Source organism: Streptosporangium sp. NPDC001681 (assembly GCF_040298085.1).
Taxonomy (GTDB): Bacteria; Actinomycetota; Actinomycetes; order Streptosporangiales; family Streptosporangiaceae; genus Streptosporangium.
Genome location: NZ_JBEOZN010000020.1, coordinates 23,896 through 39,221 on the forward strand (window position 1 = coordinate 23,896; position 15,326 = coordinate 39,221).

General features: G+C 72.5%; 9 protein-coding genes. 5 read left to right on the forward strand and 4 right to left on the reverse strand.

Going from position 1 to position 15,326, the window contains the following annotated elements; genetic code table 11:
* Positions 1-55: 55 nt before the first annotated feature.
* The 4 genes from secD to ABT130_RS12235 all read left to right on the forward strand — a co-directional run bounded on the left by secD (position 56) and on the right by ABT130_RS12235 (position 5,030).
* Positions 56-2,332: a protein translocase subunit SecD gene (secD, locus tag ABT130_RS12220; RefSeq protein WP_350955146.1), complete on the forward strand. Its 2,277-nt coding sequence runs from the start codon at positions 56-58 to the stop codon at positions 2,330-2,332.
* A gap of 259 nt (positions 2,333-2,591) precedes the next feature.
* Entirely contained in the window at positions 2,592-2,948 is a 357-nt protein-coding gene (locus ABT130_RS12225) for a four-helix bundle copper-binding protein (protein ID WP_350915798.1), read from the forward strand.
* Between the two features lie 205 nt (positions 2,949-3,153).
* Positions 3,154-3,366, forward strand: coding sequence for an EF-hand domain-containing protein (locus tag ABT130_RS12230; protein ID WP_350915796.1), 213 nt, complete (start codon positions 3,154-3,156; stop codon positions 3,364-3,366).
* Between the two features lie 410 nt (positions 3,367-3,776).
* Entirely contained in the window at positions 3,777-5,030 is a 1,254-nt protein-coding gene (locus ABT130_RS12235) for a PucR family transcriptional regulator (RefSeq protein ID WP_350915794.1), read from the forward strand.
* Positions 5,031-5,223: 193 nt separating this feature from the next.
* On the opposite strand, the gene ABT130_RS12240 is transcribed toward ABT130_RS12235, so the two are convergent.
* Positions 5,224-5,886 (reverse strand): response regulator, encoded by a 663-nt coding sequence (locus tag ABT130_RS12240; RefSeq protein ID WP_350915792.1) that lies wholly within the window; start codon positions 5,884-5,886, stop codon positions 5,224-5,226.
* Positions 5,883-6,998: a sensor histidine kinase gene (locus ABT130_RS12245; protein WP_350955148.1), complete on the reverse strand. Its 1,116-nt coding sequence runs from the start codon at positions 6,996-6,998 to the stop codon at positions 5,883-5,885. Before ABT130_RS12245 ends, ABT130_RS12240 begins: the two co-directional genes overlap by 4 nt.
* Before the next feature lie 218 nt (positions 6,999-7,216).
* Between ABT130_RS12245 and ABT130_RS12250 the strand changes: the two genes are divergently transcribed.
* Positions 7,217-7,663 carry a DUF6223 family protein gene (locus ABT130_RS12250; protein WP_350955150.1) on the forward strand — a complete coding sequence of 149 codons (447 nt, stop codon included), beginning with the start codon at positions 7,217-7,219 and terminating at the stop codon, positions 7,661-7,663.
* On the opposite strand, the gene ccrA is transcribed toward ABT130_RS12250, so the two are convergent.
* Positions 7,641-8,954 carry a crotonyl-CoA carboxylase/reductase gene (gene ccrA / locus ABT130_RS12255; RefSeq protein ID WP_350955152.1) on the reverse strand — a complete coding sequence of 438 codons (1,314 nt, stop codon included), beginning with the start codon at positions 8,952-8,954 and terminating at the stop codon, positions 7,641-7,643. The genes ABT130_RS12250 and ccrA overlap by 23 nt on opposite strands.
* The gene (locus ABT130_RS12260) at positions 8,951-15,283 is read right to left on the reverse strand and encodes an SDR family NAD(P)-dependent oxidoreductase (protein ID WP_350955154.1); all 6,333 of its coding nucleotides are present in this window, start codon (positions 15,281-15,283) and stop codon (positions 8,951-8,953) included. The genes ccrA and ABT130_RS12260 overlap by 4 nt, the downstream gene beginning before the upstream one ends.
* Positions 15,284-15,326 lie beyond the last annotated feature (43 nt).

The following is a 15,326-nucleotide window of genomic DNA, read 5'->3' on the forward strand; positions in this document are numbered from 1 at the left end:
CTGAACGCTCCTTCGGCGTGACCGAGGACAACTCCCCCAGCCTGTGGAGGCTTCCATGTCGCGTGCCCCGGTGGTACGCGCGATAGCGGCGCTCGCCGTCATCGCCACCTCGTTGTACATAGCCCTGACAATGTCGCCGCGCCTCGGTCTCGACCTGCGCGGCGGCACCCAACTCGTACTGGAGACCCAGGACTCGCCGACGGTCAAGGCCGACGCCGCGGCCACCGACCGCACCCTTGAGGTGCTCCGCCGCCGGGCCGACAGCCTGGGCGTGGCGGACGCGCCGCTGGCCCGCTCCGGCGAGCGGCGCATCATCGTGGAACTGCCGGGTGTGCAGGACCCGACCAAGGCCGCCGAGGTCATCGGCAAGACCGCGCAGCTCACCTTCCACCCCGTCCTCGGCGCCCCCGACCCGGGAGCGGAGACCAAGCCGGGCAAGGGAGAGCAGATCCTGCCCGACGATCGCGGCGCCCCGCTGCACATCGGGCCGGCCGCCCTCAGCGGTGACGGCGTCGGCGGCGCCGAGGCCGGGATCGATGCCCAGCTGGGCAGTGGCTGGTTCGTCACCGTCGACTTCCGCGACCAGGGACGGGCGGCGTGGGCCAAGCTGACCGGCGAGGCGGCCTGCAACGAGCCGGGCGACCCCAGGCGCAGGATCGCCATCGTGCTCGACTCCAAGGTGATCGTCTCCCCCCAGGTGAACGAGGACGTGGGCTGCAAGGTCGGCCTGCCGGGTAACACCACCCAGATCACCGGCACCTTCACCGCCGAGGAGGCCTCGGACCTGGCCCTGCTGATCAAGGGCGGCTCGCTGCCGGTGCCCGTCGAGATCGTCGAGCAGCGGACCGTCGGCCCGACGCTCGGCGCCGCCGCGATCAAGGCCAGCGCCTGGGCCGCGGTCATCGGCATCGCGCTCACCGCGCTGTTCATCATCGTGATCTACCGGCTGGTGGGCTTCCTCGCCGCCATCGCCCTGGCCTGCTACGCCCTCATCTCGTACGCGGCGCTGGTGGGGCTCGGCGCCACGCTCACCCTGCCGGGACTGGCCGGCTTCGTGCTGGCGATCGGCATGGCCGTCGACGCCAACGTGCTGGTCTTCGAACGGGCACGTGAGGAGTACGCCGAGACGCCCAACCTCGGAGGCTCGCTGGAGAAGGGGTTCCGCAACGCGTGGAGCGCGGTGGCCGACTCCAACATCACCACCCTGCTCGCCGCCGGGCTGCTGTTCTTCCTGGCCTCCGGCCCGGTACGCGGCTTCGGCGTCACGCTGAGCATCGGTGTGATCGCCTCGCTGATCACCGCGATGGTCATCACCCGCGTCCTGGCCCAGTGGGCGGTGAGGTTCAAGGTGGTGTCCGCACGGCCGAAGATCACCGGCCTGTCCAACATCGGGCGGGTCCGCGCCTGGCTGAACACCCGCAAGCCGGATCTGATGAGCCGCCGTGCCTGGTATTTCGCGATCACCGGCCTGCTGGTGGCCGCGTCCGTGGCCGGGGTGGTGGTGCGGGGGCTCAACTTCGGCGTGGAGTTCACCGGGGGCAGGCTCGTGGAGTACTCCACGACCACCCCGATGAGCGCCGACGCCGCCCGCGAGCTGGTCAGCAAGGCCGGGTTCCCCAACGCGGTGGTGCAGGCCTCCGGTGAGGACATCTCCGTACGGACGGGTCAGATCACTCCCGCCGAGGTGGTGAAGATCGAGAAGGCGCTGGAGAGCGAGGGTGGCCAGGTCACCAAGGAGCGCGACGAGCTCATCGGGCCGAGCCTCGGGGACGAGCTGCGCCGCAACGCGCTGATCGCGCTGGGCGTCGCGCTCGCCGCACAGCTCGCCTACCTCGCCTTCCGGTTCCGCTGGACGTTCGGCCTGGCCACGGTGGTGGCCCTGGTCGTCGACGCGGCGGTCGTGATCGGCGCGTTCGCCTGGCTGGGCAAGCCGGTGGACGGGGTGTTCCTGGCCTCGATGCTCACCGTGATCGGCTACTCGGTCAACGACAAGGTGGTGGTCTTCGACCGGGTCCGCGAGCTGTGGGGCGCGCGGCCGAAGAGCTCGTTCGCCGAGGTGGTCAACACCTCGATCCTGCAGACCGTACCCCGTACCGTCAACACCGGTCTGGGCGCGCTGTTCATCCTGGCCGCGCTGGCGGTGCTCGGTGGCGACTCGCTGACCGACTTCGCGGTGGCGCTGCTGATCGGGATCATCGTCGGCACGCTCTCCTCCGCGCTGGTCGCGGGGCCGGCGGCGATCGAGCTGGAGAAGCGCAAGCCCGGCGCGCCGCCGCGGCCCAAGCGGAAGGGCCCGGCTCCCGCCCGCCAGGGTTCGGGCGCCGTGCTCTGAGTGGCGGGGAACACCGGGCCGGAACTCGTTCCGGCCCGGTGTCCGGCGGGCGGCTCCCCACAGGATCTGGGAGGAGCCGCCCAACCTCCATGACTTTCCCACTAACCCTACAGACGATAGGTGAATTTATACACAAAACTATTTCGATGGGGCATTAAAGCCGCTTTTTTCTGAGAGGCCGAGGCGTCCGGCGGGGCACAACACTGGTGCGAGATCTTCGGCCGTTAAAGCAGAGCGGTCACGAACACGGGGAGCAAGCATGAGCCATGCGGTGAAGATGAACCCTCAGGTACAGAAGAGCATTGACATGTGCCTGGAGAGCCACAGCCGTTGCGAGCAGACCATGACCTACTGCCTCATGCAGGGGGGTCGGTACGCCGACATGGCACTGATAGGCCCGCTCATGGACTGCGCCGACATGACCCGCCTCTGCGCGGACATGATGATGCGCCAGTCGCCGATGGCGAAGGAGATGGCCACGATGTGCGCGAAGGCCGCGAACAAGTGCGCCGACGCGTGCATGTCCATGGAGAACGACCCGATGATGAAGGAGTGCGCCGACGCCTGCCGGGCCTGGGCCGAGGCGTGCCGGACGATGGCGAACGCGCGGTCCTGAGCCGTCGACCGGCTCTCGACACCACTCACGGATCCTCCAGCCATAGGGCGCGGAAAAAAGGGGCGCCGCCGATCGAATCGGCGGCGCCCCTGCCCGTGCGGTACCCGGACAGAGGTAATCCTCCGGGTTCGGCCGAGAAGGGCACCCTGAATGCCGCTAGTGTGCTTGCCGTCTGATTTCCCTGCTGCCTAAGGCGGATGCGATCGTGGCGGACGACTACGCGACAACTTTCAAGATCGTCGATGTTGACGGTGACGGCCTCATCTCGGTCCCCGAGCTGACCAGGCTAATGGAGGTGCTCGGCCAGCCGATCACCCCCGAGGCGGCCGCGGCCGCCGTCGTCAGGATCGACCAGGACGGTGACGGCCTCATCTCCCTGGATGAGTTCGCCGGCTATCTCGCCCAGGCCAGGGGCTGACCGACCTGATCCGATCGGGGTGCCCGCCCAGGACCCGAACCGGGCACCCCGATCAGGTCCGATTCCTCCATCGCGGACACCCGACCAACGCCAGGTCCCACCGGCCTCTCGACCTCGGTTTCACCGCCGGCACGCCCGCCGCCTCCGCGCCCCTGCGACGGCAGGTCTTACCGACCGACCGGCCCCACCGACCCCAGTCTTGTCAACCCCGGCCCCGCCGACCTCGGTTTCGCCGCCGGTACGCCCCGTCGCCTCCCGTACCCCTTGGCCAGGCACGGGACCGCTCAGCCCCGATCAGTCCCTCCCGTCGAAGACATCACATGTTGCATTTGAGACAAGAACAAGCGTTTGCTAATTGTCCAAAGTGTCAATTAGGTGAGAATCTGAGGCGCACTCCGACAGGAGGGTCCATGGCGACAAAGGAACACACCCGGATCGCTGTCCCCGGCTTGAACGGCCGAAGAACGAGATCTCACGACCTGCCCGACCAGCGGCTGTGGCGTTCGGCTCCGGCCAACGTCGCCAGGCTCCTGAGGCCGGGCCTGGCCCAGGTCGCGCACCAGGTGATCGACGAGATCACGGCGCGGATCCCCGAGTACGCCCGGCCCGCCGACACGAACTACATCAAGGTCATCAGGCTGGCCGTGGACGAGGCCCTGCGCCAGTTCGTCGACCGGATCGAGAACCCCAACGCGCCGTGGGAGCCCGACGTCTTCCGGACGATCGGGCGCGGCGAGGCCAACGAGGGCCGCAACCTCGACCCCCTGCAGACCGCGATGCGGCTGGGCGCCCGGGTCGCCTGGCGGCGGCTCACCGAGCAGTCCGAGCAACTCGGCCTCACCCCGCAGCACCTCTACGACCTGGGGGAGGCCATCTTCGTCTATCTCGACCAGCTGGCCGACGCCGCGGCCGAAGGGTTCGAGGAGGCCAGGGCCCGCGCGGCCGGGGAGATCGAGCGCCGCCGCCACCGGCTGATGGACCTGCTGCTCAGCCAGCCGGCCGCGTCCCCCGACGCGATCGCCGACCTGGCCAAGACCGCCGGATGGCGGCTGCCCAAGACCGTGGCCGGGGTCGCGCTGGAGGAGCATCCCGGTGGTTACCGTCCCCCCTCGCTGCCGCCGGACGTGCTGGCCGGTCTCGACCGGCCGGGGCCCTGCCTGATCGTGCCCGACCCCGACGGCCCAGGGCAGGCCCAGACCCTGGAGAGAAGCCTGCGCGGCTGGAAGGCGGCCGTGGGTCCCGCAGTCCCGCTGGCCGTCGCCGCGACCTCACTGCGCTGGGCCCGCGAGGCGCTCGACCTGCACAGGCGCGGCGTGCTCACCGAGCAGCGCGGCCTGCTCCGCTGCTCCGACCACATGGCCACGCTGATCGTGTTCAAGGACGAGGAGCTGGTCACCGCGCTCACCAAGGTGCGGCTGGCGCCCCTGGCCCACCTGCGGCCCAGCCAGCAGGACCGGCTGGCGGAGACGCTGCTGGCGTGGTTGCGGCACGGCCGGGGTGCCGGGGAGGTCGCCGCCAGGCTCCACGTGCACCCGCAGACCGTGCGCTATCGCCTGCGGCAGTTGGAGGAGCTGTACGGCGACCAGCTCAGCGACCCGGACGTCCGGTTCGAGCTGGAGATCGTCCTGCGGGCCCGCCAGTCCGCCGCCGCCGGAACGGCCTGATCACCGCGGACGCCCCGGGAAGCCGGAAACGGCCTGATCACCGCAGACCGGAAACGACCGACCGCGGTGGCCGAACCAGCAGATCCCCGGCAGCCGGGCCGTCCATGAGCTCCAGGTGACCGGCGTCGCCATGGCCGGTCCTCAGTGGGCGTTCGAACTCAGAGAGTTCGGCGCGGGGTGATGGGAGGAGAGGTCAGGAGCCGCGCGGGGCTACCAGTCCGGATTCGTAGGCGAGGATCACGAGCTGAGCGCGGTCACGGGCGTGCAGCTTGGCCATGGCTCGGTTGATGTGGGTTTTCGCGGTCTGCGGGCTGATCACCATGCGCTCGGCGATCTGGTCGTTGGACAGGCCCCGCGCGACCAGGACAACGGCCTCGCGTTCACGGTTGGTCAGTTCTTTCAGCCCCGTGCCGGTGCCGGTGTCGAGCGGCTGGGTGACGTACCTGTCGATGAGCCTGCGGGTGATCGACGGGGCGAGCAGCGCGTCGCCACGCGCGGCGACGCGTACGGCGTGCAGGAAGTCCTCCGGCTGGATGTCCTTGACGAGGAATCCGGCTGCGCCGGCGCGCAGCGCGTTGAAGACGTATTCGTCAAAGCCGTAGTTGGTCAGGATGACGACGTGCACCCCGGCCAGGGCCGGGTCCGCAGCGATGCGCCGGGTCGCCTCGATGCCGTCGACGACCGGCATCTGGATGTCGATGAGAGCGATGTCGGGCAGATGTTCCCTGGCCAGGGCCAGGCCCTCCATCCCGTCGCCGGCCTCGGCCACCACCTCGATGTCGTCTTCGAGGTCGAGGAGCGCGCGGAATCCGCTGCGCAGGAGCGGCTGGTCGTCGACCAGCAGGACACGGATCATGACGTTCGGTCCACGGGAAGTTCGGCCTGGACGGTGAAGCCTCCCTCGCTGCGCGGCTCCGCGCGCAGCCGGCCGCCGAGGGCGGTGACTCGTTCGCGCATCCCGAGCAGCCCGACGCCGGGCACCGGGGCGGTGTCCGGTGTGGCCTTGCCGTCGTCATCGATGCGTATCGCGAGGGCGTCCGGACGGCAGTCGATCCGGACCGACGCGGTAGCGGCGGCGGCATGGCGGGCGATGTTGGTGAGCGACTCCTGAACGATCCGGTAGACGGTCCGGCTCACCGCGTCCGGCACGTCGTGTCGTTGCCCTTCGATCGTCAGCGTCGCGTCCAGGCCGATGGTACGGGCCCGTTCCACCAGTTCCGGGACGTGGTCGAGCCCACGCGGCGGGGTCGTGTCGTCCTCGCGCAACGCCTGCAGGGTCGCGCGCAGCTCCCGGGTCGCCTCACGTCCGGCCTGCTGGATCGCCAGCAGGGCCTCCGGCACCTGTTCACCACGCCTGCGGGCCACGTGGACGGCGACCTCGGCCTGCACCTTGATGATCGAGATCTGGTGGGTGAGCGAATCGTGCAGTTCCCGCGCGATGTGCAGCCGCTCCTCATCGGCGCGGCGCCGCGCGGTCTCCTCCCGGGTGCGCTCGGCTTCCTCCGCCCGCCGCTCGGCCTGCCGCAGCGCCTCACCCGCGGCGCCCGCGGCGATCAGCCAGGCTATCTCCAGGGCGCCGCGGGCCTGCGCGAGCGCCTCGCCCGTGTCGTGCAGACCCGAGGCCAGGGCCGCGAAGGGGAGAGCGGCCAGCATGAGCACGCTCACCGCCACCGTGATGGTGCGGTGTCCCGCCCGTACGGCCGCGTACACCGCGCACAGGTACGCAACGGCAGGCACGTCGAAACCGGCCGCCTGGTAACCCACCGCGCACAGCCCGGTGACGGTCAGGACGGGAACCGGAGCCCGGCGGCGCGCGGCCAGCACCAGGCCGCCGGCCGCCAGCAGCGCGTAGCCGAACAGGTCGAGGTTCGTGGCGGGGTTCTGCCCGGACAGCCCGGTGACCAGCAGCGTCGCCGCCACGCAGACGGCGATCGCCCAATCTTTGACACCGGCCCGTCCCGTACCCATGCGCGCACCTTAGCCGGATGTCCGCGCGGGCGACTCCTGCGCGCGGATGATCGGCCGGCTACCGCACACGCGGTACCTTCGCGGCTCCTGCGGCGTCCGCGGTAGCCGGCTGCGGCAGCGGCGGCAGCGCGAATCGCCTGCGTCCGCTGGACGACCGGCGGTGGGTCCGGCGGGCATGATCAGGCGACGTCCACTCGCGGCGGAAGAAGGAGCACCTCATGTCAGTCCGATTTGTGCTTGCGGTGGCCGGAGCCACCCTGATCGAAGGTTTCGAGCTTGCCGCACCGGCGGCCACACACGTCTTGGTCCAGCCGGACCCCGCCAGTGCCTACACCTTGACCACCGGGCGTCTCTGGTCCTTGGTGGCCGCGCTGCTGGGGCTGGCCAGCGTGGTCATCGGCGGGCTGGCGCTGGCCCGCTCCGCCGGTCGTATCGGCACCGGCAACGGGCGAAGGGGGGCCATCGTGGCCCTGGTGGCGGGGCTGGCCGGCGCGGTCGTCGGCGGGCTGGTGGTGGCCGCCGCCGACGGTGGTCCCGGCACCGGCTACGGAATAGTCGGGGGCTTCGTGGCCCTGGTGGTCGGGCTGATCGCCATGGTCCTCGGCGGGCTGGCGCTGGCCCGCTCCCGCCGCACCGGCGCCCCTACCGGCCCCGGAACAGCCTGAGCCGGTCCTCGCCGACGCGCTCCCTGAGCGCGTGGTCCTCGACGCCGAGGTCCTCGGTGGGCGCCAGGGCGAGCACGCCTACCTTGCCGACGTGCTCGTTGAGCTGCACGGCGCGGGCGGCGTCGCCGGTCTCGGCGAGCGGGTAGACGGCCGACAGGGTGGGATGCAGCAGGCCCAGCGAGAGCAGCCGGTTGACCTCGTGGCACTCCTGGTAGTTCGCCCCGTGGGAGCCGACGATCCGCTTGAGCTTCATCCACAGGTGCCGGTTGTCGTAAGCGTGGTCGTAGCCGCTGGACGACCCGCACGTGACGACCGAGCCACCGCGCCGCGCGACGTAGACGGAGGCGCCGAAGGTGTCCTGACCGGTGTGCTCGAAGACGATGTGCGGGTCCTCGCCGACCTGGCGGCGGACCTCGGCGCCGAACCTCCGCCAGGCCTTCTCATCGTCGAGATGCTCGAACTGCGAGCGGTCCACCACGTGTTCGCAGCCCATCCTGCGGAGCAGCTCCGCCTTCTCCGCGGAGCTGACGACGCCCACCGGGATGCCGCCGCCGTTCCTCACCAGCTGCACGCCGTACGCGCCGAGCCCGCCGGTCGCCCCCCAGATGAGCACGACGTCGCCCTGCTTCATCCGGGAGCCGCGCTCGCTGACCAGCATGCGGTAGGCGGTGGACGCGCACAGCATGTTGCAGGCGGCCTCCTCCCAGGTCAGGTGCCTGGGCTTGGCCAGCAGCTGGGTGGACTTGACCACCGCGAACTCGGCCAGCCCGCCGTAGTTGGTCTCGAACCCCCAGGCGCGCAGGTCGGAGCCGAGCATGGAGTCGGAGTGGCTGATCGGGTCCTGCTCGTCGACGTAGGCGGGCGAGACGACGACCCGGTCACCGATCTTCCAGTGCCGTACCGCGGCGCCCATCCGGACGATCACCCCGGAGGCGTCCGAGCCGAGCACGTGGAAGTCCTTGTCGTGCCGGGGGTCCTCGCGCCCGAACCGCTCCAGGAAGGCGAAGGTGGGGATCGGCTCGAACATGGCCGTCCACACGGTGTTGAAGTTGATCGCGCTCGCCATGACGGCGACCAGCACCTCGTTGGGGCCGAGCTCCGGCATGGGCACCTCGCCCACGTGGACGGATCTGGTGATGTCCTTGTCGACGCCGTTCACGCCGTGCCTGCTCCGGCCGAACATGCCCACCTCACCCTTGCGGGTGTGCGCGGCCCTGAAGGTCGTGGGAATGTCGAGCCGCGCGAGCTCTTCGGGATCGGCACCGTCGACGACGGCCTGTGCGAGGGTCATTCCTGGCCTCCAAGGTGAGCGGCGATGACTTCGACGTGCGGCGGATCGAGCAGGTTGAGGTGGTGCGAACCGGGGATCGTGACGATCTCCAGCGCCGGGCTGAACGGGCCGAACCCCCGCGAGGGGTCGTCGGCATGGGCGTAGCGGACGTCCTCCACGGCCCACGGGGTCGGTTCCGTCGAGCGGTAGAGCAGCACCCGCCCCGGGTAGCTCCCCGCCCGGTACGCCTCCAGCGCCCGGGTGTCCTCGTGCGAGGTGATCTGGTGCCGCAGGATGGCCTTCCCAAGCAGGTCCAGCACCCCCGATTCGGCGACGCGCGCCTCCACCAGCGCGAGCTGCCCGGCCTCGTCCAGGGCCACCAGCTCCTCCCCGGCGAGGCGGACCCGCACCCCGTAGGTCTTGTCGAGATAGGCGGCGAAGTCCGTGTACCGCCGCGCGACGATCTCCGCCCGCTCCGCCGCCTCGACCTCGTCGGGCAGACCCGAGTCGATCATCGCGACCAGTTCCACGTTCTCCGCCCCGAGCCGCCGCGCGATCTCGAACGCCAGGATTCCCCCGAACGACCAACCCCCCAGCCGGTAGGGGCCGGAGGGGCACACCTTCCTGATCTCCTCCACGTACCGGGCGGCCCGCTCCTCGACCCCGGCCTCGGGACCGAACACGCCCATGTCCGCCGGCCGCTCCAGCCCGAACACCACCTGTTCGGCGCCGAGCAGCCCCGCCAGCAGCGAGTACACCCCCGTGGTCCCACCCGCCGGATGCCCCAGGAAGAGCGGCACCCGCTTCCCCACCTCGGTAGGGCGGGCCGCCAGGTAGGCGTGGGCGGCGGGGGTGAGCGGGCGGACGAGGCCACGGGCGGCCTCCTCCTCGTCGATCCCCCGTATTAGGTCGGCCACCTGGGCACCGGTCCGCAGGCCGGCCTGTTCCCCCTCGCCCTCGGCGAGCGCACGGCCCGTCTCCCGGCCGAGGACGTCGAGCAGGACCGGCAGGACGTCCTCGGGAATCTCCTCGGTCACCCCCGGCTCGCGCCCGAGTATCCGGGTGAGCGCGGCGACGACCTGCCGCTCCGCCGCGTCCCTCGGCTCCACCTGGCGGGCCGGGGCCGCCGTGCCGCGCAGGCCGAGCTCCGCGGCGACGGCCATGGCCACGTCCCCGAAGGTCGCCCCCTGCAGCATCGGCGCGGCGGGCACCACCACCCCGAAGTCGTGCTCGATCGTGCCGCGCAGCCGGGTGGCCGCCAGCGAGTCGAGGCCCGCCTCGGTGAGCACCGTGTCCTCCTGGAGCCAGGCGACGTCGAACCCCAGCACCGCCGCCGTCCGCTCCCTGATCTTGCCGACCACGATCTCGACGGCCCTGCCCGGCTCCATGCCGGCCAGGGCCTCGGCACCCGCCCAGCCTCCGGAGCTCGCCCCCGCGCCCGCCAGGTCGGCGAAGTACGGCATGCGCGCGATGCCGGGGAACAGCTCGACGGCGGTCGCCACGTCCAGCCGCAGCACGCCCGCCGCGTCCGCCTCGGCGGCGAGAAGCGCCTCCAGCGCCTCGACTCCCTCGCCGGGCGTGATGGGCGAGACGGCGGGCGGCGCCGCCTGGCTCGCCCCGCCGACCTCGGCCCAGGTGCCCCAGTTGATCGTCGTTCCCGGCAGTCCCTCGGACCTGCGCAGGTCGCAGAGCGCGTCCAGCCAGGCGTTCGCCGCCGCGTAGGCGGCCTGTCCGGGCGAGCCGAGCAGCGCGGCCGCCGAGGAGAACGCCACCCACCAGTCCAGGCTCGCGTGCCTGGTCGCCTGGTGCAGTGCCAGGCCACCGTGGACCTTGGCCGACCAGACCCGGTGCAGGTCCGGCGAGCCCACGTCGACGACGAGGCGGTCGTCCAGCACGCCCGCCGCGTGCACCACGCCACGGAGCCACACCCCTCCGTCGATCACGGCCCTGACCAGCCGTACGGCGACCCCTGGCGCGGCCAGGTCGCCGGTCACCACCTGGACGTCGACGCCCAGCTCGCGCAGCCGCTCGATCTCGGCGGCCCCCTCGGCGGACGGCCCCGACCGCCCGCCGAGCACGATCCGCCCCGCGCCCCGCTCGGCCAGCCAGCGGGCCACGACCAGCCCCAGGCCGCCGTACCCTCCGGTGATCAGGTATCCCCCGCCGCGCCGTACCACCGGCGTCGCCCCGCGCCGCCCGACCGTGCCGGACCCGTGGGCCGCGCCGGCGCCGGGGTCAGGGCCGCCCGCCAGGTCGGGTACGGCGGCGAGACGGGCGGTGTACCGGACGCCGAAGCGCCAGGCGACCTCGTCGTCCGGCTCGTCGGCCGCCAGCTCCGTCAGGAGCGACTCCGTGTCGTCGACGTCCACCAGGCAGGCTCGCAGCTCCGGATGCTCGAAGGCCAGGACCCGGACCAGCCCGCGCAGCGCGGCGGCTCCCGGGTCACCCGGCTCCCCGTCCAGTACGGCCTGTGCCCGGTCGGTGACGATCCTCAGCCGGGTGCCGGCACCGCCGCCGGGCCCCTCACCGGCCCGCGGCCCCACGAGTTCGCGGACGATCGCGGTCACCGCGAGGAGCAGCGCCTCGCTCCCCGCCGGGGCCAGACCCGCGGGGACGAGCAGCACGACCTCGTCACTCGCCGGTAGTCCGGCCGGGGGCGATGATACGAGGCGGGTCGCGGCGTGCGGGGCGGGTCGCTGGGCCGGCACCAGGGACGAGGCCGCGGCAGGAGACGGGGAGAGGCAGGGCATCGTGAGGGTGCGGGCGGCGTGCCCGGCGACGGCGAGCTCGGCGGCCAGGCGCTCGGCCCGCGGGTTCTCGTCTCCGGCCAGGATGAGCCAGCCACGGCCCCGAAGGGAGTCGAGTCCCCTCTCCGCAGGCCGGGCGTCGGTCCCCGCCTCGGTGGCCCAGAGGCGCCGCACCAGCTTGCCCGCCAGGGGCACCGGTAGCGCGCCGGCCGGGACGTCCCTGGCCAGCAGCCCGACCGGGGTGCCGTCCGGCTCCAGCACCTCGATCTCGACCGGCGTCCCCGCCGGTACGCGCAGCCGTCCGGCCAGCTCGGCCGGGCTCGGTACGGCGGCGACGACGGGCGAGTCCGCGACGATCCTCGCGGTGCCGTACCGGCCCCAGACCCCGGCGGCGTTCCTGGCGTCGATCTCGACCTCGCCCGAAGGGGTGAGGGTGGTGGTGACCGTGGCGGGCAGCGGCAGGAAGCCGTTCAGGGTGACGTCGGCCAGCTCGGCCTGACCGTACCCGGCGAGGGCCGCCGCCTGGGCCAGGGCCGCGACCGCGGCCAGCGGCATGACCGGCAGGCCGTGCGGCTGCCACACCGCGGGCTCCAGCCGCCAGGGGACGTCGGACAGGTCGTCCAGCCTGGTCGTCCACACGTGCCCCGCCGGGCTCTCGACGTGCACCCCGAGCAGCGGATGGGTGCCCGGCGGGAGCGCGGACGACCTGGCGGCGGAGACCCAGTGGCGTTCGTGCCGCCAGGGTGACGGTGGAACGTCGGCGAGCGTGCCGGAGGAGGACGGCAGCAGCAGCGAGGGCATCGCGACCACGGTCGCGGCGAGCTGGGCGCGGATCTCCTCGTCGTGGCCCCGGCGCAGGGAGTGGGTGATCACCGTTCCCGCGGGAAGGCTCTCGCGCAGCGCTCCGGCCAGGACCGGGTGCGGGCTGATCTCGGTGAAGAGGGTATGACCGTCCGCCGCGGCGGCCCCGATCGCGTCGAGCAGGCGGACCGGGCGGCGGACCCCCGCCGCCCAGTAGGCGGGCTCGAAGGTCGGCACCTCGCGGGGGTCGTCGAAGACCGTCGAGTAGAACGGGAGCTCCGGCTTGCCGCCCGCGATGCCCTCCAGGGCCTCGCGGAGCCTGGGCAGGAGCGGCTTGACCTGTGGCGAGTGCCCGGCACCCTCGGCGGTCAGCACCCGCGCGAGCAGGCCGCGGGCCTCGACCTGGGCGGCGAAGGCGGCCAGCCGGCCGGGGTCGCCGGTGACGACGCACTGCCTGGGCGAGGAGTACACCGCGACGTGCAGGTCACCGGGAACCTCCTCGGCGGGCACCTCAAGCACCGCCATGGCCCCGCCGCCGCCGATGGTGCCGAGCAGCGCGGCCCGGCGGCAGATCACCCGTACCGCGTCCCGCAGCCCGATCCCGCCCGCGACCACGGCGGCCGCGACCTCCCCCATGGAGTGCCCGACGACCGCCGCCGGCCGCGTCCCGTACGCCGTCCAGAGCCGGGCCAGCGCCACCTGCACCGCGAAGATCACCGGCTGCGCGAGGGCCACCCCCGGCACGTCCGCCCCCTCGGCGATGATCTCGCGCAGCCGGATGTCCGCCTCCTCGGCGAGCATCGGGTCCAGCTCGTCGACGGTCCGGGCGAATATCGGCTCTTCCGCGTAGAGGCGGGCTCCCATGCCCGCCCACTGCGATCCGTAGCCGGAGAACACCCAGACCGGCCCGCGCCCCCCGGCCTGCGCCGCTCCGGTGACGCCCGCCCCGTCCCGTACGGCCCGCAGCCCGGCGACCAGTTCCTCCCGGTTCGCGGCCACGACCGCGGCCCCTGCCCTGCCCCGCCCCGCCCGCCGGGCGAGGGTGTGCGCTACATCGCCGAGCGAGACCTGCCGACGGGTCTCCGCGGCGGGGGTGCTCCCGGCGGCGGACGCGTCCGGGGAGGCGGCATCGGGCCGGGCGGGCTCGGCGAGTTCGGCGTCGGCCCAGTTCGCGAGCGTCCCGGCATGATCCCTGACCCGCTCGGGAGACACGTCCGTGAGCAGGAAGATCTTCGCTGCCGGCCCCTCGCGCTCCGGTTCCCGCCACTGCGGAGCGGGCTCCAGGACGGCGTGGGCGTTGGTGCCGCCGAAGCCGAAGGAGGAGACACCCGCCAGGGGGTACCCGTCCGGCCAGGGGGTGGGAGCGGTGACGACCTGGAGATGTTCCCAGGGAATGTGCGGGTTGGGCCGGTGGAAGTGGACGCTGGGCGGGATCACGCCGTGGTGGAGGGCGAGGACCGTCTTGATCAGGCCGGTGATCCCGGCGGCGGCCTCCAGGTGGCCGAGGTTGCTCTTCGCGGAGCCGAGGAGCAGCGGCGCGGTACGGCCCTCGCAGAGGGCGGCGGCGACGGCGCGGGCCTCGATCGGATCGCCCAGGAAGGTGCCGGTGCCGTGCGCCTCGATGTAACCGGGACTGCCCAGACTCGAGTAGACGCCGCGCAGGAGCTCCTCCTGGGCCTCGGGGTTGGGCGCGACCAGCCCGTTCGACCGGCCGTCCTGGTTCACCGCGGTGGCGCGGAGCACCGCCATGACCCGGTCGCCGTCCCGCTGGGCGTCGGACAGCCTCTTGAGCACGACGACCCCGCAGCCTTCGGCCCTGACCATCCCGTCCGCCGAGGCGTCGAAACTCTTGCAGCGCCCGTCGGGCGCGGTGCCGCCGCCCTGGTCGAACGCCATGGTGATCACGGGTGAGAGCAGCAGGTTGACCCCGGCGGCGATGGCCAGGTCGCTCTCCCCCGACCTGAGGCTGCCTGCGGCGAGGTGCGTGGCGACCAGCGAGGACGAGCACGCGGTGTCGACCGCCAGGCTGGGCCCGCGCAGGTCCAGCAGGTAGGAGAGCCGGTTGGCGGCGATGCTGAACGCCGCGCCCGTCGCGGTCCAGGCGTCCACCCTCGCGGTGTCGGCCGCGGTCAGGTGGGCGTACTCGTTGCCGGATATGCCGACGAACGCGCCGGTGCGGCTGCCGCGCAACGACCGGGGCGCGACGCCCGCGTGCTCCAGCGCCTCCCAGGCCGTCTCCAGCAGCAGCCGCTGCTGCGGGTCCATGGTCTCGGCCTCGCCCGGGACGATCCCGAAGAACTCCGCGTCGAACCCGGCGATGTCCTCCAGGAAGCCGCCGTGCCTGGTCGTCCTGGCCAGAGCCTCGGCGGTGCGGGGAGATCCGTCGTCGAAGGGCTCCCACCGGCCCTCGGGCACCTGGCCGACGGCGTCGCCGCCCGCCATGAGCAGCCGCCAGAAGTCTCCGGGACCGCGTACCGAGCCGGGGAGGCGGCACCCGACGCCGATCACCGCGATCGGCTCGTCGGAGACGGCCGGCCCGGCCTTCTCCGGGGCGGTCCGCGCGCGGGGCGCGAGCCCCCTGGCCAGGCGGTTGATCGTGGGATACTCCCAGACCAGCGTGGGTCCCAGCTCGCGGCCGAGGAGCACCTCCAACTCCCCCGCCACCGCGACGGCGTCGCGGGAGGAGAGCCCGAACTCCTCCAGGGGACGGTCGGGGTCGACATCCGCGAGGGACAGGCGGCAGCGGGCCGCGATACGCCCCGTGAGGAAGCGGCGAATCTCGTCTTCACCGAACAGGTCCACGTGGCAGCTCCAAGAACACCCGAGGTGGTCGGCAAACTTACCC

Excerpts from the sequence above, each read along its gene's own strand:
- secD (WP_350955146.1), top strand. The coding sequence starts at position 56 with ATGTCGCGTGCCCCGGTGGTACGCGCGATAGCGGCGCTCGCCGTCATC.
- ABT130_RS12225 (WP_350915798.1), top strand. The coding sequence starts at position 2,592 with ATGAGCCATGCGGTGAAGATGAACCCTCAGGTACAGAAGAGCATTGAC.
- ABT130_RS12235 (WP_350915794.1), top strand. The coding sequence starts at position 3,777 with ATGGCGACAAAGGAACACACCCGGATCGCTGTCCCCGGCTTGAACGGC.
- ABT130_RS12240 (WP_350915792.1), bottom strand. The coding sequence starts at position 5,886 with ATGATCCGTGTCCTGCTGGTCGACGACCAGCCGCTCCTGCGCAGCGGA.
- ABT130_RS12245 (WP_350955148.1), bottom strand. The coding sequence starts at position 6,998 with ATGGGTACGGGACGGGCCGGTGTCAAAGATTGGGCGATCGCCGTCTGC.
- ABT130_RS12250 (WP_350955150.1), top strand. The coding sequence starts at position 7,217 with ATGTCAGTCCGATTTGTGCTTGCGGTGGCCGGAGCCACCCTGATCGAA.
- ccrA (WP_350955152.1), bottom strand. The coding sequence starts at position 8,954 with ATGACCCTCGCACAGGCCGTCGTCGACGGTGCCGATCCCGAAGAGCTC.